Annotated in this window: 16 protein-coding genes; 5 read left to right on the top strand and 11 right to left on the bottom strand. The window is 33.7% G+C overall.

What is annotated here, in order from left to right:
* Positions 1-825: 825 nt before the first annotated feature.
* The 3 genes from MKZ18_RS20950 to MKZ18_RS20960 all read right to left on the bottom strand — a co-directional run bounded on the left by MKZ18_RS20950 (position 826) and on the right by MKZ18_RS20960 (position 5,977).
* Positions 826-1,425, bottom strand: coding sequence for a DUF3967 domain-containing protein (locus tag MKZ18_RS20950; protein ID WP_065899192.1), 600 nt, complete (start codon positions 1,423-1,425; stop codon positions 826-828).
* Positions 1,426-3,434: 2,009 nt separating this feature from the next.
* Positions 3,435-5,486, bottom strand: coding sequence for a phospholipase D family protein (locus MKZ18_RS20955; protein ID WP_340843006.1), 2,052 nt, complete (start codon positions 5,484-5,486; stop codon positions 3,435-3,437).
* Positions 5,487-5,665: 179 nt separating this feature from the next.
* On the bottom strand, positions 5,666-5,977 hold the full coding sequence (locus MKZ18_RS20960) for a hypothetical protein (RefSeq protein WP_251385845.1): 312 nt from the start codon (positions 5,975-5,977) through the stop codon (positions 5,666-5,668).
* A 376-nt stretch (positions 5,978-6,353) separates the two neighbouring features.
* Between MKZ18_RS20960 and mobQ the strand changes: the two genes are divergently transcribed.
* Positions 6,354-8,342 carry a MobQ family relaxase gene (mobQ, locus tag MKZ18_RS20965; protein ID WP_340843005.1) on the top strand — a complete coding sequence of 663 codons (1,989 nt, stop codon included), beginning with the start codon at positions 6,354-6,356 and terminating at the stop codon, positions 8,340-8,342.
* Positions 8,343-8,476: 134 nt separating this feature from the next.
* Here mobQ and MKZ18_RS20970 read toward each other — a convergent pair whose 3' ends face one another.
* Positions 8,477-9,349, bottom strand: coding sequence for an S-Ena type endospore appendage (locus tag MKZ18_RS20970; protein WP_025908108.1), 873 nt, complete (start codon positions 9,347-9,349; stop codon positions 8,477-8,479).
* A 152-nt stretch (positions 9,350-9,501) separates the two neighbouring features.
* Between MKZ18_RS20970 and MKZ18_RS20975 the strand changes: the two genes are divergently transcribed.
* A complete protein-coding gene (locus MKZ18_RS20975) occupies positions 9,502-9,867 on the top strand; it encodes an S-Ena type endospore appendage (RefSeq protein ID WP_025908109.1) in 366 nt (121 codons plus the stop codon).
* A 47-nt stretch (positions 9,868-9,914) separates the two neighbouring features.
* Here the strand turns inward: MKZ18_RS20975 and MKZ18_RS20980 are convergent, their stop codons facing one another.
* The 3 genes from MKZ18_RS20980 to MKZ18_RS20990 all read right to left on the bottom strand — a co-directional run bounded on the left by MKZ18_RS20980 (position 9,915) and on the right by MKZ18_RS20990 (position 13,436).
* Positions 9,915-11,372: a DUF11 domain-containing protein gene (locus MKZ18_RS20980; RefSeq protein WP_272162936.1), complete on the bottom strand. Its 1,458-nt coding sequence runs from the start codon at positions 11,370-11,372 to the stop codon at positions 9,915-9,917.
* Positions 11,373-11,391: 19 nt separating this feature from the next.
* Positions 11,392-11,766, bottom strand: coding sequence for an S-Ena type endospore appendage (locus MKZ18_RS20985; RefSeq protein ID WP_025908111.1), 375 nt, complete (start codon positions 11,764-11,766; stop codon positions 11,392-11,394).
* 239 nt (positions 11,767-12,005) lie between these two features.
* Positions 12,006-13,436 (bottom strand): IS4 family transposase, encoded by a 1,431-nt coding sequence (locus tag MKZ18_RS20990; protein WP_047933940.1) that lies wholly within the window; start codon positions 13,434-13,436, stop codon positions 12,006-12,008.
* Between the two features lie 891 nt (positions 13,437-14,327).
* Between MKZ18_RS20990 and MKZ18_RS20995 the strand changes: the two genes are divergently transcribed.
* Entirely contained in the window at positions 14,328-14,621 is a 294-nt protein-coding gene (locus MKZ18_RS20995; protein WP_272162935.1) for a type II toxin-antitoxin system death-on-curing family toxin, read from the top strand.
* 102 nt (positions 14,622-14,723) lie between these two features.
* Here MKZ18_RS20995 and MKZ18_RS21000 read toward each other — a convergent pair whose 3' ends face one another.
* Positions 14,724-15,227 carry a VOC family protein gene (locus tag MKZ18_RS21000; protein ID WP_206833824.1) on the bottom strand — a complete coding sequence of 168 codons (504 nt, stop codon included), beginning with the start codon at positions 15,225-15,227 and terminating at the stop codon, positions 14,724-14,726.
* Positions 15,228-15,725: 498 nt separating this feature from the next.
* Between MKZ18_RS21000 and MKZ18_RS21005 the strand changes: the two genes are divergently transcribed.
* Together MKZ18_RS21005 and MKZ18_RS21010 are read left to right on the top strand one after the other, a co-directional pair.
* Positions 15,726-16,187, top strand: a complete 462-nt coding sequence (locus MKZ18_RS21005; protein ID WP_061860493.1) for a replication/maintenance protein RepL — start codon at positions 15,726-15,728, stop codon at positions 16,185-16,187.
* 184 nt (positions 16,188-16,371) lie between these two features.
* On the top strand, positions 16,372-16,755 hold the full coding sequence (locus MKZ18_RS21010; RefSeq protein WP_138116236.1) for a bleomycin resistance protein: 384 nt from the start codon (positions 16,372-16,374) through the stop codon (positions 16,753-16,755).
* A gap of 429 nt (positions 16,756-17,184) precedes the next feature.
* Here the strand turns inward: MKZ18_RS21010 and MKZ18_RS21015 are convergent, their stop codons facing one another.
* From MKZ18_RS21015 to MKZ18_RS21025, 3 genes are all read right to left on the bottom strand, one after another.
* Positions 17,185-18,243: a type II toxin-antitoxin system antitoxin SocA domain-containing protein gene (locus MKZ18_RS21015; RefSeq protein WP_100348234.1), complete on the bottom strand. Its 1,059-nt coding sequence runs from the start codon at positions 18,241-18,243 to the stop codon at positions 17,185-17,187.
* Positions 18,244-18,273: 30 nt separating this feature from the next.
* Positions 18,274-18,699, bottom strand: a complete 426-nt coding sequence (locus tag MKZ18_RS21020) for a hypothetical protein (RefSeq protein ID WP_251385879.1) — start codon at positions 18,697-18,699, stop codon at positions 18,274-18,276.
* Positions 18,700-19,054: 355 nt separating this feature from the next.
* Positions 19,055-20,485 (bottom strand): IS4 family transposase, encoded by a 1,431-nt coding sequence (locus tag MKZ18_RS21025; protein ID WP_047933940.1) that lies wholly within the window; start codon positions 20,483-20,485, stop codon positions 19,055-19,057.
* Positions 20,486-20,575 lie beyond the last annotated feature (90 nt).

A 20,575-nucleotide genomic window follows, 5' to 3' on the forward strand; every position in this document is an offset into this window, starting at 1 on the left:
TGTGGTAGGACCCCCTTAATAAATTGAAACACTTTTTTTCAGTAGAAAGAGTGACGTCACTCCTCTTCTATTATGGAGACGTTCTGACCACGATATATGGCTGGAGCAGGATGTAAATGTAAAAGAGAGAGAAGAAAGTAACTATGATGACATTGAGCGAAATAGAACGTCTACAGATGCTATTGAAATATTTGGAGCACCAGCAAATAGCAAATCAGTACCAGGAACAAACATTCAATTAAAACAGCAGTATACTTCCCAAAGTCAAACGACACACAAAAATAAACGCCAGCAACCTATTAAGAGACGAACAGGGGCGCTTCCTTCCGTACAATTATCAAACAATGGAGGAATCAGACTCGATTTACGATGAAAAAGAACAAGTGAGAAAATTTAAAGTAGAGCGAATAAAAAACTCATACAATAGTTACCTCATTTCAGATAAAGAAAAAAGAGATTGGAGTGGGAATATTTATTTGCTGTGTTTCCCAGGAATTCTACTTGTTGTAGCTTTATAAAAAATTCTGATTAAAAATACTCGTCAATCGTTGATTTATCGCTACATTAATAATACGTTTTAAAAAAAGATTGATTAAAATAAGCTTTTTCATCTCATGAAAATACATGATTTTATAAAAAAGTTTGATCAAAAACAGTAGATAAACCCTTATAAATCAAGGGTTTATCCCAAAATATTGTGTCGTTTTTATCAAACTTTGTTTTAAATTATCAATCTTTTTTATAAATTATCGGACTTTATTTTAAATCAACACTTGTAGCTTTTTTATGTTAAATAAAAAAACCTACTCTTTATGAATAGGCAATTTACTTTCCAAATAAGCGAGAAAAAAAACCTTTCTTTTCTTCTTTAGCTGCAGCAATTTGTAGCATTTCTTGTTTGGTCTCCTGAAATGTTCTAAGAGAATCCATTAATTTTTCATCACGTTCTTTGAGCCGTTCTTCTATGTAGTGTTGTTGCTTTTCTATATGCTTTTGTTGAACATCTAACCGTTCTACTAACTCTTTATTAAATTGTTCTTGTTTCTCAGCATATTCAATGAGTTTGTTAATTCTTTCGTCGGAACGCTCTGAGGAACGGCTATCAGAACGTTCTCGAGGTCGTTCTTCATCTTCGTTCTGTATTGCAGGAACGCCACCCGTCCCGTCCGGGAACGGCCTTGAAAACTTTGCTGCTATTACCATTCCAGCGTTATCCATTGAGAAATTATTTTCTTTTACCATAGTTTGATAGTGCCTTAAGACTACTAAATCTCTTTCAAGAAATAGACGCTGATTGTGTTCGTTTTTAGTAAAGGTATACCCGTTCTTTTCGAGTGAAAGGCACCACTTTCTTATAGTGGAATCTACGACATTTAAAGTCTTACTAACTTCTTTTGTGGTATAAGCCATCTCAGTATGATCCAAGATATTACCTCCTTAGTGGAACGCGTTCTTTATCCCGTTCTTTAAAGTTTATTCTAACCCTTATCGTTTGTTTTTGAATTAACTAATTTTATTGTTGGGGTTTTGTTCTAAGTAGGTTAGAAGGAAAAAGGTACTTTCCTACAGAAGAAACAAAATAGTTCTCATTAGTGGACCAAGAAATTTTCGTTTTCTCAATTAGTTCGCCTTTTTTGATGTCTCGATCAATCATTATTTTCAAACGAGTATTGAATAAACGTATTTTAAGAGTTACAATAAATACTAACTTAATAGTGCGGACAAATGAAAAAGCCATTTCCATAATGTTTAAGGATCCTACCCCTTAAACGGAAATGACTCTTTCTCCTGTATCTCTCCTACAGGTTATTTGATATGTTCATTTTAACGTGAATTCTATTTGAATGCAATAGTCTTGTTTTGGCATAATTTCACGATTTTTGAAGCATATTCTCTTAACCTTGTATTTACCAGGTTGAAAGAATATGCTTTTTTGTTTTTTTCCTCAACGTGGAAGGCCTAGTAACACGTTGTAAAACTAAACTTGACAGGTTATGACTTAGCCGACGCAATAACTAAGTCTAGGACACTTTAAAACGTTCCCTATTACGTTAGTGTCTGAATGGTGAAAGCTACCATTAAGTGCTGTCGTTAGGAAGGGTAGGACGCAGATATGTGTCGTAGGATGTTTCATAAGTACGGGTAAAACCGGAACCTGTGAGGGCTACTTGAAACAGTAGAAACATTTGAGGTGAAAAACCGAAACGATAATAGGGCTGATACGGGATACGGATACCATAAGATGATATACGAAGTACATAATACATAATCAGATCGGCTACCTACAAACGCTTATTTTTTTCTTAAGCGTTTGTAGGTAGCCGAAAACTGTCCAAAAGCCGTTGTCCATAGAATCAACCGAAGTTATCAAAACCTTAAAACAATAGCCAGCTTAAACTGAAAATTTGGAGATAAAAATTAATATAGTTGGAAGCTGCTTATTTAATTGGTTGGGGAGTTAGACATATGAGGATTAGGGTAGGGCTGAAGCGATAGCGTAAGACATGCACTAACCGGAATATGTGAAGTAAACGGAACGAAGTGGAGTGCGCTAGAAAAGAAAACTAACCTAGTTTAGTTTTCTTACAAGGATTCAAAGAATTTTGTTTTAGCAGACTTTGATCTTAGTAAAATTGCCGAGAAACTTGTTCAAAGTATGGAGTCTATTCGTATATCCCTTATGCTTGAACCTGAACAACCCTATCATGACATTGAGATTTCAATGTTGAGCGAAATAGGTGAGAGGATGGTGGAGAAAGGGCCTAAGGAGAAAAGGGACTAGAACTTTATAGGTAATCAGTTGTTAAGTCGTTACAAGGCATTGAGAAAAACTTTGCTATTCTTACAGAAATGGTGCTCTTACTTCAAAAGAACGGTGGAAAACAGGAAGAAATCTTTGGTATTATGATTGAAATAATGGAGATTATGAAAAGTAGTAATAAAGGTGAAGCTGAAACTAAATTTGCGGCTGTTACGAGAAAAGTCACTTATTGGTATGGCACAGACTGTATATAACGCTTTACCATTCTAGCAGCCTTTAGAGGATGCTTTTTTGTTTATCTAAGTCAAACTTAAGTTCACTTATAGAGTTAAACTTGGGTTTGACTTAATATAGAGGAATTTTGCTTGTTAAATTCGATTGTGAGAGGTTTTTTAGGCTGTTTAATAGTTTTATATATCCAATGATAAAGTACGTGTTAGAAGGCTGTTGGAAGCTAATATAGTACCTTTGAACAGTACACAGGTTTCTGGCATGACAGGGGGAATTATTCAGGGGTCTCGCACTTTCCTAATTAGAAAAGTGCGAGACCCCTGAATAATTCCTCTACAACTTGCTTTAATCAGATTATAAATTCGGATAATATGGGATAAATCGTGATATAACCATATTATCCGAATTTATCCCATATTATCCGAATTTATCCCATATTTTTCTACCGCCTTAATGCAGTTTTTTGTCCTTTAAATAATTTATTGAAAAAACCACTCCTCTTCGCTTTAGTGTAGTTTTCCTCTTCAATAAATAGCATAAAATTTGTTTTGTTTAAGATTAGAACCGTCGATTCTTCAATTAAAACCTCCGAAGGAAGATATTCAATTGAAATCTCCCTACTTCCCTTATTTTGCATAAATAATGCCTCATCAACATATATTCGATTTTCCTCATGACTCAACCTGAAAAATTCATTTTTGTTTTTGAAGTAAGTTCGCCAAGTTGTTTTCCCTTTATTTCTATAATCATCAAACATTTCATTAGGGAAAAACGATGGCTTTTCTATATTTAGTTCATCATATATTTCAGTCATGATATTCCTGGACATAAGAAGAATATCATTTGCATCAATTGAAATTTCTTGTGTCTCCAACTTGTACATAAAATGTTTAAAAAGAGAGTTATTGCACATTTTATAAACCTGATCTAATAAATCCGCACTTTGCCCTCGTTTCTCCTCTAGAAAAGGATTAGAAATCTCTAGATAATAAATTCGACGACTAGATTGTTGATTAACTGCATAGCCAGAAGCGTTTGTTGTTCCTATAAAAGCTGAGTGTGCCCCTTTTCGGGAGTTTGTATAGGTCTTAAAAAGGCGCTCCCCCTTTTTTTCAGACTTGCTTTGAAAAAAACTTTTGGGTATTTCATCCACAAATATTGGCGAAACATTATTTGATTGTAGATAATCATATAAATATTTATCAATTTCAGCGTAGTCAATAATCGTTCTTTTATTAAACAACAAATAATTACAGAATTCTAAAGCTACTGATTTACCACTTCGCGCCCTCCCTCCTATCATCAGGAATGGAGAGACCGCACTTCTTTCGCTTTCTCTTCCTTTTTGAAGAACATATTCATTCCTTATTTTGAATAAATAAGGGGCTGTTAGTGAATATAAGATTGCTTCGTATACCCTTTTTTGGTTAAGTAAATCTGTATTGACCGTAAAAGTTTCATATCCCTCAATGAATTTATGTATTCCTCTTATATTAGATATGAGAGCACCTTTATCTATTTCGTTACTACTTACAGGTTTACCTATTTTACGTTCATCGACGGTTTCTTGTTGAACAATTCTTTTGTTGAATTCATCATAATACAAGGGTATTCTTGGATCATTATCATGAGAGTTTCTATTTGTTGTATGCTGTAATGATAAAATTTTATTTTTTATCTTATCAATTTCAACATCTGTTTTAAAAATTCGTGCGTTAGCTTTTGGTTTTTTTCGTGTAACTTCATTGAGAATCAAACTTATTTCTTTCTCTTTTTCATTCTGCTCTTTTTCCTGATCCATTGCAGTAATTAAATCTTTTCTCTCGTCTTCTGTGATGACTTTTTCAATGACTTTCAATTCTTCTATGCCTTCTTTTTGCAATTCAAATAGAAATTCATTTTTATCCCCAGTGAAATAGATAACCTTTTCTTTCTCAACATTTTGCTCTTTCCATTGCTGCTTTAATTTTTCGTAGATATAATCTACAGACGACTCTTTTAGAAAGTTAAAGCGTTGTAAATATAGCTGATACATTTCTGGTTCATCAAAGACGAGCAGTTCTTCGAATTGATTACCTGTAAAAGCCTTATTAGTTAAATTTGCCGAACCTATAACCACTCTGTATTCATCTTGCCCTTCTAATAAGTAGATTTTACTGTGTATAGGCTTGTTTTTTAGTGGATAAAAAATATTATATTTATTGTCAACGATCTTGTTCTTTGTTTCATTATCAAAACTTTCCCAAGTCTCTGTAATTCTTTCCGGATTAAGACTTTTCTCAAGGCCTAACTGAAATGATTTTAAAAAGACAGTATCTTCAATACCTAATATTAAATCGATCGTTTCAAAATTAGAAAAAGTATCAAAAACAAAACGAGGTGATGAAACAAAAGTGGCTGCTCTTAAGTGTTGATATTTATGCTCATCAAAAATTTCTTCTACGGGTAGTTTCACAAAATCGCCTTTATATAAAATATTTAAGTAATTTCCCAACTTAAATACCCCTTTCAATTAATAAGATACGGAATTAAAAGCAAGAAATAAGTAAAATAAAGTTACGTTATTTTGCAATTAGTGAACCTGTTATAAGCAAAACAAAAGTTAATTACGTGAGAGAGCGTTTCTTAAGCAATACCTAATAATAAAAGCGTCACTTTTTCATGTTCCCTTTGTTATTCTTTAGTTGTTGAAACTTCTTCTTCAGCTGTGTTTTGTTCTAACTTTTCATGATTAAGAGTTAGTCTTTTCTCTTTATGCTTAGTTACGTATGATTGGAGAGACTTTGCAATCTTTTCTGCTTCTTCTTCACTTTGAATCTCAAAGTATTTCTCAAAGATCGCGCCGACTTGAATTAGTCGTCTTGTTCTTTCTTTTCTCTCTTTTTCTTTTTTACGCGATTCAACTTGTTGTTTCTTTGCTTTCATCTTCTCAATTTTCTCTTCTAACTCCTGAAGAATTTCCTCATCTGTTCGCTTCTTCGGCATCCATTATCATCTCCTTTTTCTGTTCCCTAATGTTTGTATCGATTATATCAAAAATTGAGATAAATTGGTATCCTTAGCATAGATTCTCTCACCAGGATATGGTATAATTCCCTTAGATCGAAGAGATAAGGGCGCACTTATACATCGTACCGATGTGTGCGGTTCCTTCGGAACAAAAAGACAAAACCAAAGACCCATTCGCCTAGATGGCGAATTTCATAAAACCTGTTTGCCTATCGGCAAAGATGAAACCACCATCTGACACCTTTGGTGTTCATGATGCTGATTTCATCTAAAGCATTGATTAGCGCACCTTGTGCTCTCATCAACTTATTCCAAAAACACAAACCCATTCTCAAGAAAGGAGGAAAGAATCATGGCAATTTATCATCTATCGATGCAAATCATCACCCGTTCAAAAGGCCAATCGGCTGTTGCTGCAGCTGCTTATCGTAGTGGTGAAAAACTACATGATGAACGTACAGACGAGCAAAAATTTTATGCTCGTGATATACAACCGGAAACCATGATTCTGACTCCTTCTAATGCGCCAGAATGGATGAAAGATCGAAACCGTTTATGGAATGAAGTTGAAAAAGTTGAGAAGCGCAAAGACTCACAATTAGCACGTGAATTAAACATTGCTTTGCCAATTGAATTAAATCATGACCAACAAAAAGAACTCATTCAATCCTTTGCTCAAAACGAGTTTGTTCAAAAAGGAATGGTCGCCGATATTGCTATTCATCGCGACGATGCTAATAATCCTCATGCTCACATCATGTTAACGATGAGAAATCTTGATCAGGATGGCTTTGGGAAGAAGAATCGTGACTGGAACGCTGATTTTGCGAACGCTAAAGAAAACCATCGTGGGTACGTTAAAAACAGCGAAGGCTGCTTATCTATTCGTGAGGAATGGGCGAACTATGCCAATCAAGCATTAGAACAAGCCCAAAGTAAAGAGCGTATTACGCACCTTTCTCATGAAAAGCGTGGACTTGAAGTTCTTCCAACTATTCACTTAGGGCATGTAGCTCATGACATGGAGAAGAAAGGGAAACAAAGCCAGCGCGGCCAAATAAACCGAGAGCGCCAAGAGTATAACCAAGTCGTTATAAACCTACAGGATTACCGCCGCCAAAAAGAGACTCATCTACAAAAAATGAAAGAAAAAGAGAAGCAATTTAGCTTCTCTACAGATGTTGAGAAAACGCAGATTCAAAAGGCTGCATCTCTTTTAAACCAAGAAGTCGTTTCCTTAGAAAGTATCTACAAACGCCATGAAGAACTACGCAAAATGAGCAATCGTCATGACCCAATTGAACGACATTTCCATGTTCAACAACAACAGTTTTTTAACGTCAGTAATTCTTATGACCGTGTGAAGGCTTTGGAGCATGATATTAAGCAGAATGAAGAGAAAGTAGATGAACTCAAGGGATCACTCAATCCGTTTAAACTAAAAGAAAATAATATGATGAAACGTCGTTACCTTGATAAAATCTCTGATTTAGAAGGCATTAAAGCAAACTATGAAAGCAGCATCAAAGAATATAAAGAATCCCTTCGTTTTTCAAATGAAGAAGAATTCTACCAACGCTATCAAGAGTTTTCTCAACAAAAAGAAAATCGCCTTCATCAAATCAACTATGAGAAACAACAGATTCGAGTCGAAACAAAAATGTTGTTACAAGCAGAAGAAGCCGTTAAAATGGCTAAAATTCGTGAAGTAAGCTCACATTATCCCGATTTAAAAACAGCTGGAACATACTTGAGCTATGACAATGCCTTAAAACTAGAGAAACATATAGATATGGCCAAAAAGACGCCAGTCACATTAGAAGTCATTAAAAAAGCGATTGGAAATCAAAAAGATGAGTTGTACAAACTAAAGAAAAATGTAAAAATCTTTGAAACAGAAAGAGATTATTTAAGTACCATGAAGAATCAAGTTACGAACCTTGAAAAAACGGAAAAAGAACTTGATCAACTAAGTAGTAGTCCTGGTGAGACAGCTAAACGATTGGTTTCGAAAAAAGCACGACAACATTACGAAGAATTACAGCATGAAGCCGATCATTACCGAGAGAACCTTAAAGAAAAAGGATATAAAGGACCGGATGATTTAGAGAAGCGACAAGGCGAAATTAGAGAGCTTGAGAAAAATGTAATCCCCAATATAGAAAAGCAAATAAACACCAAGGAACAAGTCATAGGAACGATCTCAGGCATTCTTGATGCCATTCAGCAAGCTACTCGTAGCAAAGAGCAAGCACAACAAAAGCAGCAGCAACAGCTTAGAAGATTTAGAAGTAGCTCCATAAATAAACCCAAAGATCAAGGTCATGACTTTTCTCGTTAAAAAGACAACTAATTGCCTTAAGGCAATTTGATCAACTTAAAGTTGTTATTCTCTAATATAACATTGACCATCTTTTTCAAATGAACTTAAAAGAGATGGTCAATTACCTATTAAAAAGGTTTTTATAGTTCGATTTACTCTATGCTTTTAATCTCTTCATCTCTAGGATTAATATCTTCAAAGCCTTCAATACATAAAACAACACTTTCTATTGCCATAATATTTAAACATAGAAAGTTATTAATCAAAAGTGTATAGCAATTTTTAATATTTTCTTTCGCTAAATAGCATGTAGAGTCACTTATAGTTAGTTTACATTCAATTTTTGATTTTTCTGTTACACACATATAAACAGAAATAATATCTTTAAAGGGGATTTCACATAAGAAAACCCCACCATTTTTTTTCTTAAATTCTACAAGAAATACTCCTTCTATTAAAATATTAATTTTTCTTAATGTCACCCACTTTTCATGTATTAAAATTACTTTATTCTTGAATTTTGTTTTATCTGAAATTTCTTTGCATTTTACCTGACTTTCATCTAAATAGCATATTGGTTGACATGAAAAATCAATTTCTGTAGTTGGAATTTCGTAATGTATTTGAATAGAAAACCTTCCTTTATATGCTGTTTCTGTATCATTAATAATAGAGATGCTACTAATATTACTAAAAGTAAAATTAAAAGTACCTTTATAAATGGGAAATTGTTTTTCATCTTTTTCGCCTTTATTGACACTTAATAATAATTTATTGGTACTACATTCAGTAATAGTTAGACTAAGTGTACAAGAAATACTTTCCATATTGATTGTTTTCCACAGACTATAAAGGGAAGGTTTAAACTCTGCAATAGAAAATTCTTGACAAAACACATCATGAACGGATGCTTTTTCTAGAATACTTTCTCTCATTTTTAACTCTATAGGTTTTTGAACCCAATCACATATTTTATCAGCAGAAATAGCTAATTCTTCTCTATTTGATATATAGTATTTGTCCACCTTTATCCCTCATTTAAATTCATATAATTACTTATTTATCTTTTATACATATTGTAAAAATAAATTAAAAATGAAAATAATTAAGCACCAATATCGTCAATAAAACATCTAATATTTCAAGTGAACATTTGAAAAAACGAGGTGAATTTAAAATGTCTTGCAATTCAGATTATAATTCAACTATTTTAGGTAACTGTTTTAGAGGAAATGACTATGTAAAAGACCAATTATGTTGCCAATTCAGTATAGCTGCAGGAGCAGATGAAACAATATATGAGGCAATTAATGAAACAGTTATAGCTTCTTTCATTTTGAAAAATTCAGGTACGTTTCCTTTTGATGTGACAGCAACCAATTCTTCAGGTACTACGGTATTAACTGAAACGTTAGCTCCAGGTCAATGTTTAATGAGAACTATTGACAATTTAGGAGCTATTTCTATAGCAGGACCTGTAGACCCTGCCGGTCCTGCTAAGGGAGAACTTGATATTGTAGTTAGATATCAATTAGACTCATAAAAAAATGCTTATGGTTGTCAAAACCATAAGCATTTTTTTATGAGTCATCAATCATATATACAATTTGATCCCGAACAAGATTTACAAATAACTGTTAATACTTGATTACTAAACGTGATTTTACCACAACTAAAAGTGATAAATGATTTATTCCTCAAAAAACATACACATTTTAAAATTTGAACTTCGAACACAATAGTAACAGTTTCATCAACATTGATATCAGGAAGTGAAATACCAGTCTCAGGATTTACTCCAGGTGTTGACACTCCGTTTATAACGACACTGTCATTAATAAAAACGCTACCTTCAGGTATTAAATCGGTAAATACAACATTATTAGCTGGAACTACACCTTCATTTGTAATAGTAATTGTATAAGTTAGCGTATCTAAAATATCAGCCATTGTAGTATTAACCCTTTTTTGAACATCTAATACAGCATCGCCTTGATCAATTTGAACTCCTAAAGCATTTGGCATATACGCATCACCAGTAGATGTATATCTAAATGTTGCAATCATTTCATTGTTACCTAGATAATTTGTAGCGTCTACATTAGTTATATCCCACCCTTGACGTCCAGCAGATATATTAGTGGCTGTTATAGGGTTCTGATTACGGTCTCCAAAAGTACCTGTAGTATCTAAATTTCCACTATCGTTATTAATTTGAGATCCAAAAAAATTATTAGATGGATTTCTTGGACCAGACAGATTTGTTAAAGAAAGTGCTGTAGGACCAAATAATGCCTGGTCACCTGTAATATTAGCATCACCTTCTTGAGCACTTATTAAGATTCTTGTGTTAACAGGACCAGAAGGTGGAGTCATAAAACCTACAATAGGAACATCAATGATAGGATTAGCAGGACTGATTACTAAACCATTCGTTCCAATATATAAGTACATTGATCTATTAGGCAATTGACTGTTTTCATAAATTACTGCTAAAGTCCACCCTGCATGATTTGTATCAGCTGTAGAAGCCTGTAATGGATCTAAAAGTCCTGGAACCCCTGCGACAGAATATGTTCCAGCACCACTATTTTGAACAATAGCAGTTACATTAGCAGAACGATTATAAAACCCTCTTGTAACAGGTGGATTTCCAGAAGTAAATGTTTCCTGATTTTGTGTCAGAGGGTCTGGATTTATACTAAAAGAATTATTATTCGAATCAACGAAAGTAACTGGATTGTTAATTAAAGCTATAATATTCTGATCACGAGATAAGTAATTACCACCCCAGATCAGTTCAGCGTAAAGTACATTACTGTTGTTAGGTATGACCAAATTTGCTGCAGAACTATTTTGATTAATATTAAGAGTTGTTCCAACTGGAAAAGTAGGGACTTGAAGCGCATTGTTAAGTGTAGTGAATGCACCAATGCTTCCTTGAACTCCTGCTCTGTTTTGATTTAATAACTGACTAAGACCTAAAGTATTACCTGTAAAAGTCATAGCACCACATGCCAAAATTGAAAAACGATTAATTATAGGCATAAACCTGTCTTCTCCTATTCTAAAAAGATAACGTTGCTTCGAACGTTCCTGTGCAGAAGTCTTCCCCATTATCATTATCTGGGCCACATACCACAGTGATTAAAGAAAGCGAAAATACTTGAACTACTAAAGAACTCTGAGCAGAAACAACATAAGTATTTTCACCTGAACTATCTGTAATAGATACATTCATGACACAATCTATACTTGTATTAACAATTGCAATTATTCCATTGGCTAGAGAAGTATTAACAACATTTGATGTAGTGTATATAGTAGTTCTAGTTAAGCCATCACAAGGGCTTCTAAAAGGAACACACTTTTTAGCTATAAACATTTGATTATTACTGCACTTGTTTAATATCCCTTCATATCCGTTTTTACATATACACATTTTAGATTCTCCTTTTCTCCTTACTATAAAGATATGGAGAATAGCATTTATTGTGTGAAAAATGGGTATTTACAAACTATAAAGATAGGAAAATCAATGAATATTATATAGGGGTCTCGCCACATACCCATCAAGCTAACGACAGAAACGATTAAAAATGTAATGATCCTTGTCCTAACATCGGTGAGTATCAGAAAAATCGGCATGACAAAGAAGCCTATGAAACTATCATTTTTTCGTTAGGCAACTTGTTGTTGTTTTACTGCTGTCTCATACACAATACCAAGAATGTCAAAAACGGTTTTTTTCTGATACCGATGACACTTACGCCCATTCTTTTTCAACAGGTGATACAGTCGTTGGAGAATCGTTACGAGTTCAGTCAGATCACCTGCCATTGCTGGAAATAGTAACGGAAAATAGTCCTTAATCATATAAATTGATTTGTATTCACTCAGCTCTTGTTTTCTCTTTTTCAACAGGATCTGCCGCATTTGAAACATGGTGGAAGAACAGAGAAGAATCCCGATGAGTTGCCCATATAAATGGCACTCTAGCCGTTCCTTTTTGATGGTTTTACATTCATCTATTTCGAAGAAGGACTTCCATGTTTTAAATAAAATTTCAATCTGCCAACGTAACGAATACAATGAATGCACATCGTTTGTCGGTACTTCTTTTGGTGGTGTGTTCGTAATATAAACGTTCATTCCCATCAGCTGTTTACTTTTATCCTTCATGACAATGCCTTTCTTTTTCTCACGTACAGCTTGGTTGTTTAAACGGGTTTTAGTTTGTTCGTTCGTTAGTCGGTGAATGATGACACGTGTCGGTAATTTTTGAATTTGACCAACATAAGCTTCTGAAAGTTCAATGGTCTCACCCGGTTCCAGTTCGTTCAAGATGTGTGCCATATTAAGCTGAATATATTCGCTCTGCTTTTTCAGTGTGCCGTTTTTGAAGTATTCTGGTTCAGGGTTTTTTACATAAATACGGGTATTTAGCTTTAATCGAGAGAGATAAAAGGCGCCTAATTCATGAATCGTTTGTAAATCTCGTAAATCAAAATAACCTAAATCACGTAAACAGAAATCGCCTGCTTTCACACTTTCAAGACAAGTTGTGCCATACGTTTTATCATTATCTTTTCCCGGTCCTAGCTGTACGTGTAAAAATTGCCCACTCAATAAGTCATATTCAAGCTGAATCTTTACACCTGCCGTATTACTGCTTCCTCCAGACCCTTGATAATCACTTACGAAGGCATCGGGTAGCTGAAACACTGTGGCATCTAAAATCCGAATACGGTTAAAAATCAAGAAGAGCGTTGACGATAGCGATTGTGTTGCACAAAGTTTCTGTGTGAGAAGTAAAGCAAACACCTCACGAAGAAACTGGACGGCTGCTGGATTAAACCGTTGATTCAATCCTTCCTGACTCATCAGGACACCTGTTGAAGCTTCTAGTCGACTACACAGTTGTGCAAGCGATGTGCGAGCGACTTCCTGGCTAAGCCACACGCAAAGAGCCATCAGTTCATTTGCTTGATACTTACTCGATCGTTTCACAAATCCCACTTTCTTAGCGATTTCTTGTAAGGCAATGGGAGACAAAGAGCGTTGTAATTCTTGTGCAAATAGGTGTAATTCTTCGGAAAACTGAACATCCATAAAAAAACGCCATCCTTTTCGAGTAGTTTACTAAAAAGAATAACGTTTTTTTCGTTTTGGGGAAAATCCATTGCGTTAGCTTGATGGGTATGTGTCTGTACCCCTTTAAAAGAACTAAGGTAGGCTTAAGCCTACCCCTGTAAGCCTTCAAGGCTATATATAAGGTTTTTCTATTCTAATAGGTTTCATAGCTTATGCAACCTTCTACAATGATACATATCATTTTACGAAATAAAACATTGCATTTTAAAAAGGAGGTTTTAAAATTGGAAGGAGAAGATAAAGATGAAATTTCAAAAATTAATGGAACTATACGCTGAAAAAGAGAAGGAGCGTTTTTTATGAAAAAAATTAATAGATTAATTATTGCAATAATATCTGTAATTACTGTAGTACAATTAACAGGCTGTGATTCTAAAACAGCAGCAAGCGACACACTAAATTAGATGAATTTATAGAAATAATATCTCTTAAACAAATAAAAGATAACCAGTATGAAATAGAATATGAATTAAAAAAAGGTTTAGATAAAGGTAGTGGTTTAACAACCCAAAACTTATATTTTAGCAACGGGAAAAAAATATACCTTTAGTAAGTGAAGAAAAAGGTAATCAAAAAATCAATATTAAAGGAAATACTATTAAAATTATCTTTAATGGATCTAACAAATATACTGAAGAAAAAAAAATAAACTAAAGGAATGACCGATATGTTTAGATTTTTAGCACTTTTAATGATGGCATTTTCTATTTTACTTGTGGTTTTAAAAATGGGATCTCTTTATATAGCAATCACATTATTTTTCTTAGGTCTAATTTTGTATATATTCGGAAAGAAAAATAACAAAAAATAGAATAAAAAGAACATATTGGTGTAAAAGATGAAAAATTATTGGATAGTGCGATTATGCGTCCACAAAGTTCTGCTTTTGGATCTGATGCTTATCCTAGTTTGGAATTGAAAGCTGCAGCATTGTTTGAAAGCTTAGCACAAAATCATTCTTTTCATAATGCAAATAAACGAACAGCATTCGCTTGTTTATTCCTATTTTTAAGGACGAATGGTTGGATTTTAAATGTTCGAGAAAAAGAAGCTGAAGACATGACTTCTTTTGTTGTGACAAACAAACCTCCATTACAGCATATTGCCGATTGGATTTCGAGTAATCTTGTTCAACGTTCATGAAAAAGACCTTTTCCAAAACAGAAAAGGTCTTTTTACAGTTATTTATTTAAATGCAGTTAACATAAAACACGTTATCGGCAACCATTTATAAAAAGGAGCAAATCAAAGTTTGATTCGTTTCTTATAATCTTCTCTCATATCTAACGTGTAAAATTCCACAACATTATCTTCAGTATCCTTAAAATACAACCTTTTTTCCTTTTGCATATTGATATTAACCTCTTCTATAACCTTATGGTCAATACTAGCATTGTTCAATACTTTAATAGCAGAATCAAAGTTCTCTGCTTTTATATGTAAAGCAAAATGTATATGAACGCCACCTTGATCATAAAGTCCCTTCCAGTTGGAAATCGTTTTTTCTTTTTCTATTTTGTCTAATGGTGAAAAATTTCTAGGAAGCCAGAGACCTAGCCTAGTATGTCCCCCTATATATAACCAGGTTGCTCGAATGTCTTCTTTATTACTTTCGCTAAAATGGCCATTTTCATATCCCCACTGTTCCACAATTGGAAAACCCAATTTATTAGACCAAAAATCTATTGCTCTATCCATTGATTTCACTTGTAAAACCAATTCTGAAATTCCTTCAAGATTAAGCTTCATATCCATCCCCCATTTGTTATATATTAATTAAATAATAACAAAAATGGGAATTTTTAAATCATACCTAATGATGAATGAGGTTCATACTTTAGTCTAAGTTTTATTTACATAATCCACATTATAAGAAGCAAAAAAGCCTTAAAACTAATTGTTTTAAGGCTTTTTTAATTTGTAAAACAAAGTACATAATAAAAATAAAAGAAGAAAAAAGATTTTTATATATTGATATAAACCTTGATATATAAGGGTTTGTAAGACTTTTTGGGAAGTCAAAATTAACTCATATACAAGTTAATTTTAACTGCTATGAGGGTTATTTTTAACTTATATATGAGTTAAAAATAACTTTTATAAAGAGTTATTTTTAACAAAAAAACAAGGGTTAAAAATAACACTATAATAGAGTTAATATCAACTCTATTATAGTGTTGATATTAACTTAAATATGAGTTAAGATAAAAATATAATAAATGGTAAAAAATGATAGAGGTGGACAATGTGGCTAAAATATCAAAAGTGGAAACAACAAAAGTCGTTGATATGAACGGAGAAATAACGGAAGAAACGACAAGTGTTTCTTTTAACTACGGAAAAGAACCAGACTACATAAAAGTATATCTCGACAATATTGTTGTGTTAGCAGAAATACAAGGATGGATAAGCAAAGTATTATACGAGCTTATAAAGGGCGTAACTTATGCAAATAAAGGCCAATTTATCATTATTAACTCAGGATATAAACGAATTGTAGCTGAGAATTTAGGGATTAAACAACAATCAGTAACTAATGCAGTTAATCAGTTAACCAAAAAGAATATTCTAATAAAAAAAGAAACAGGCGTTTTCTTATTAAATCCTCAATTCTTTGGAAGAGGTGAATGGAAAGATATATCTAAAATTAGATACGAAGTAGAACTAAGTGCAGACGGAAAAGTTATGAGATTAAAAGACACAAATTGAAAAAATCATTAAAACATCGTGTTCATTCTTTTGAACACGATGTTTTCTACAACTGCACATATATGTTCACTTTGAGTTAACATAAAACCAATTCTAGGTACCTTATTTTTAAAAAACCAGGATCTAATCTATATATGATGTATCATTAACATAAAAGCAGCATTATGTATAAAGGGGAAAGTATATGGAATTTAATAAACTAATACCAGAACTATCAGTAAAAGATATAAACAAATCAAAAGAATTTTATTTAGAAATTCTTGAATTTCAGCTTGTATATGAACGTGTAGAAGAAAAATTCGCATTTATTTCACTCAATGGCGCTCAAATAATGATTGAAGAATGTAATGGTCATTGGCAAACTGCGGAACTTGAATATCCGTATGGACGAGGAATCAATTTTCAAATTGAAGTAGAAAATATAGAAAGTATCTTAAAAAACTTAAAGAGACACAAGATTACACTTTTTAGAGAGCTTATGCTAAATAACTATAGTGGTTTTGTTCAAAAAGAATTTATCGTTCAAGATCCTGATGGTTATTTACTACGGTTTTCTCAACCATGTTAAACACACATCATAACACGACTTCAGTCTATGAATACCATATACAAAATCAGTTTACATAATACCTCTTTCCGGAACACATGAAAAAAACGAGCCCTTGTGTATCAAGGGCTCGTTTGCTTTTTAAATTTATGGTTTATGCAGCTTTTTATACATCGTTGATAGAATAGGCATTCTATTGAGCAAATCAAGGAAAACAATGAATAAAAAGTACACCTTTTATTCATATGCTGTAACCTTTATGAAATAGTATCGTTATAAACAGAAATACGACTGCCTCTTTACTGTTATAAAGGTATGCAGATTAAATATGCAGAAAATAAATCTTATTTGTTATACATCTAAGGATGAATATTGAATGAGAAAACCTCCACTAATCGGGAGGGTTTTTTAAAATATTATATAAGGTTATTATATTCAATTCTATTTAGATTAATTTCTCTGTAGTAATTTTAATGTTCGATACATCGAATCAAAAAAATGATGAATATCTTCTTTCTCAATTATCCAATCACAACGAGCGTCATCCGGCAAATCTGCGCGCGTTTTTCTCCAAGGATACTCCATATGTGTTAAGTCTTCTAAAAATTTAGCTTCAAATTTACTATATTTATCCCATACCCAATGTAATATACTCAACTGATTAGATGTTAAACCTAAATCATGAATCGATATACCAAAATCTTCATCAATTCTTTTCGAGCCATACGTACTATATCGATGATATACTTCAGGAATGACAGGACCATGCATCCATGCTTGGAAATTATCTTCAAATAAATTATGTCCAGTAAAAGCATGACTCCACCCCTGAGCAAAATACATTAATTTCTGAAGCTTTAAAGGAGAGACTTTCAAATCGTCTTCATCTTCTTCATTAAATTCTTGCCCTTTTATAATAAAAAACTTCTCTACTGATTCTTTAGAAGTCATTCTCCAGTCATCATCTACATTTTCTATATTTAACAAAGTAAGTCTGTCATCTAACCCCTTTAATAATTCACTAGATTTTACTGTATCTAATAAAAAAGATAATCTTTCTTCAAGTGCTTTTCTAGGTTTTTCTTCAAGCTCATCACGATAATTATCAAATGCTCGTTTCATCGCGCGAGGATCTAAATATGTTCTAAAATGAGTATCATGTTTTTTCGTCTGTAAACTTCCATTTTCATAACGAGAGATAGTAGCAGGACTCCATCCAATTAATTTAGCCATTACGCGCGTACTAACCTGATAAAGCTCAGTCCGTACATAACGAAAATCTTCTGCTTTTAACATATCTTTCTTTTCCTGATATTTACGATAAATCGTACTATAATTTCGATCTGTTAATTCGTCATTATCTGTGTACTGTCCACATCTTGTACACTCATAACGTTCAGCTTCATATGTGATGATTTCGCCATGCAATTCAACTTTATCTGTAACAAATTTATGTTCAACCGGAGTTCGTTCTAAACAATGAACACAGAATTTTAGTTGTAACGTCATATCTTTTTCCTCCTGTTTTTCATACCCCTCTCAAGATAACTTGAAGGGGTATGTGATTGTACGACCGGGATCTGGTTTATGAAAAGAAACACAACAGGTAAAAGGGCCATCATTGTCTTCAATAAAACTGAACTTAATATAAACTTCCATCGTTTCATTACCAGTAACGACCTTTCCAAATTCCCACATATCGCTATTTTGCAATCGTGGAGGAACATTACTGCTCCCGTTTGGATTTGGCCCTCTGTAATAATCTTCATAAGTTAGTTCTTCTTCAACAATTCGCCTTACATCTGCGGCTCTAAATCCTAATTCCAACAAAGTAGTTGCATTCTTATCTCTTTGTGCTAAAAGGATAAAATGGTCATTTCCACGATGAATACAATCGACAATCTTTTTTAAAATGTCTTCAACTTGGGCCTGTGTAGCTCCGTTGAATGCTGCCAATAAAACCACATCCGTTATTAAGACTAGTGTTCTCAGTCGTATTATATTTTATTCAACGATAACATTTTTTGTTATTCGTTAATAACATTTTATCATAAGTTATGAATATTTAACATGAAATTAGAACAAAATAAGAGAAAAATTTGCTTCATTTTTGCGTGATTTCTATTAACTGCCTTTGAAAAATATCGTGCTCTTGCGACTGCCTGAAAGGGATGAACCACTTTTCGCTTAAGGGGTCCTACCACATACCCATCAAGCTAACGACAGAAACGATTAAAAATGTAATGATCCTTGTCCTAACATCGGTGAGTATCAGAAAAATCGGCATGACAAAGAAGCCTATGAAACTATCATTTTTTCGTTAGGCAACTTGTTGTTGTTTTACTGCTGTCTCATACACAATACCAAGAATGTCAAAAACGGTTTTTTTCTGATACCGATGACACTTACGCCCATTCTTTTTCAACAGGTGATACAGTCGTTGGAGAATCGTTACGAGTTCAGTCAGATCACCTGCCATTGCTGGAAATAGTAACGGAAAATAGTCCTTAATCATATAAATTGATTTGTATTCACTCAGCTCTTGTTTTCTCTTTTTCAACAGGATCTGCCGCATTTGAAACATGGTGGAAGAACAGAGAAGAATCCCGATGAGTTGCCCATATAAATGGCACTCTAGCCGTTCCTTTTTGATGGTTTTACATTCATCTATTTCGAAGAAGGACTTCCATGTTTTAAATAAAATTTCAATCTGCCAACGTAACGAATACAATGAATGCACATCGTTTGTCGGTACTTCTTTTGGTGGTGTGTTCGTAATATAAACGTTCATTCCCATCAGCTGTTTACTTTTATCCTTCATGACAATGCCTTTCTTTTTCTCACGTACAGCTTGGTTGTTTAAACGGGTTTTAGTTTGTTCGTTCGTTAGTCGGTGAATGATGACACGTGTCGGTAATTTTTGAATTTGACCAACATAAGCTTCTGAAAGTTCAATGGTCTCACCCGGTTCCAGTTCGTTCAAGATGTGTGCCATATTAAGCTGAATATATTCGCTCTGCTTTTTCAGTGTGCCGTTTTTGAAGTATTCTGGTTCAGGGTTTTTTACATAAATACGGGTATTTAGCTTTAATCGAGAGAGATAAAAGGCGCCTAATTCATGAATCGTTTGTAAATCTCGTAAATCAAAATAACCTAAATCACGTAAACAGAAATCGCCTGCTTTCACACTTTCAAGACAAGTTGTGCCATACGTTTTATCATTATCTTTTCCCGGTCCTAGCTGTACGTGTAAAAATTGCCCACTCAATAAGTCATATTCAAGCTGAATCTTTACACCTGCCGTATTACTGCTTCCTCCAGACCCTTGATAATCACTTACGAAGGCATCGGGTAGCTGAAACACTGTGGCATCTAAAATCCGAATACGGTTAAAAATCAAGAAGAGCGTTGACGATAGCGATTGTGTTGCACAAAGTTTCTGTGTGAGAAGTAAAGCAAACACCTCACGAAGAAACTGGACGGCTGCTGGATTAAACCGTTGATTCAATCCTTCCTGACTCATCAGGACACCTGTTGAAGCTTCTAGTCGACTACACAGTTGTGCAAGCGATGTGCGAGCGACTTCCTGGCTAAGCCACACGCAAAGAGCCATCAGTTCATTTGCTTGATACTTACTCGATCGTTTCACAAATCCCACTTTCTTAGCGATTTCTTGTAAGGCAATGGGAGACAAAGAGCGTTGTAATTCTTGTGCAAATAGGTGTAATTCTTCGGAAAACTGAACATCCATAAAAAAACGCCATCCTTTTCGAGTAGTTTACTAAAAAGAATAACGTTTTTTTCGTTTTGGGGAAAATCCATTGCGTTAGCTTGATGGGTA

This window comes from Priestia sp. FSL W8-0001 (assembly GCF_038050335.1).
GTDB lineage: Bacteria > Bacillota > Bacilli > Bacillales > Bacillaceae_H > Priestia > Priestia flexa.

Excerpts from the sequence above, each read along its gene's own strand:
- MKZ18_RS20960 (WP_251385845.1), bottom strand. The coding sequence starts at position 5,977 with ATGCCGAAGAAGCGAACAGATGAGGAAATTCTTCAGGAGTTAGAAGAG.
- mobQ (WP_340843005.1), top strand. The coding sequence starts at position 6,354 with ATGGCAATTTATCATCTATCGATGCAAATCATCACCCGTTCAAAAGGC.
- MKZ18_RS20975 (WP_025908109.1), top strand. The coding sequence starts at position 9,502 with ATGTCTTGCAATTCAGATTATAATTCAACTATTTTAGGTAACTGTTTT.
- MKZ18_RS20980 (WP_272162936.1), bottom strand. The coding sequence starts at position 11,372 with ATGCCTATAATTAATCGTTTTTCAATTTTGGCATGTGGTGCTATGACT.
- MKZ18_RS20985 (WP_025908111.1), bottom strand. The coding sequence starts at position 11,766 with ATGTGTATATGTAAAAACGGATATGAAGGGATATTAAACAAGTGCAGT.
- MKZ18_RS20990 (WP_047933940.1), bottom strand. The coding sequence starts at position 13,436 with ATGGATGTTCAGTTTTCCGAAGAATTACACCTATTTGCACAAGAATTA.
- MKZ18_RS21000 (WP_206833824.1), bottom strand. The coding sequence starts at position 15,227 with ATGAAGCTTAATCTTGAAGGAATTTCAGAATTGGTTTTACAAGTGAAA.
- MKZ18_RS21010 (WP_138116236.1), top strand. The coding sequence starts at position 16,372 with ATGGAATTTAATAAACTAATACCAGAACTATCAGTAAAAGATATAAAC.
- MKZ18_RS21015 (WP_100348234.1), bottom strand. The coding sequence starts at position 18,243 with ATGACGTTACAACTAAAATTCTGTGTTCATTGTTTAGAACGAACTCCG.
- MKZ18_RS21025 (WP_047933940.1), bottom strand. The coding sequence starts at position 20,485 with ATGGATGTTCAGTTTTCCGAAGAATTACACCTATTTGCACAAGAATTA.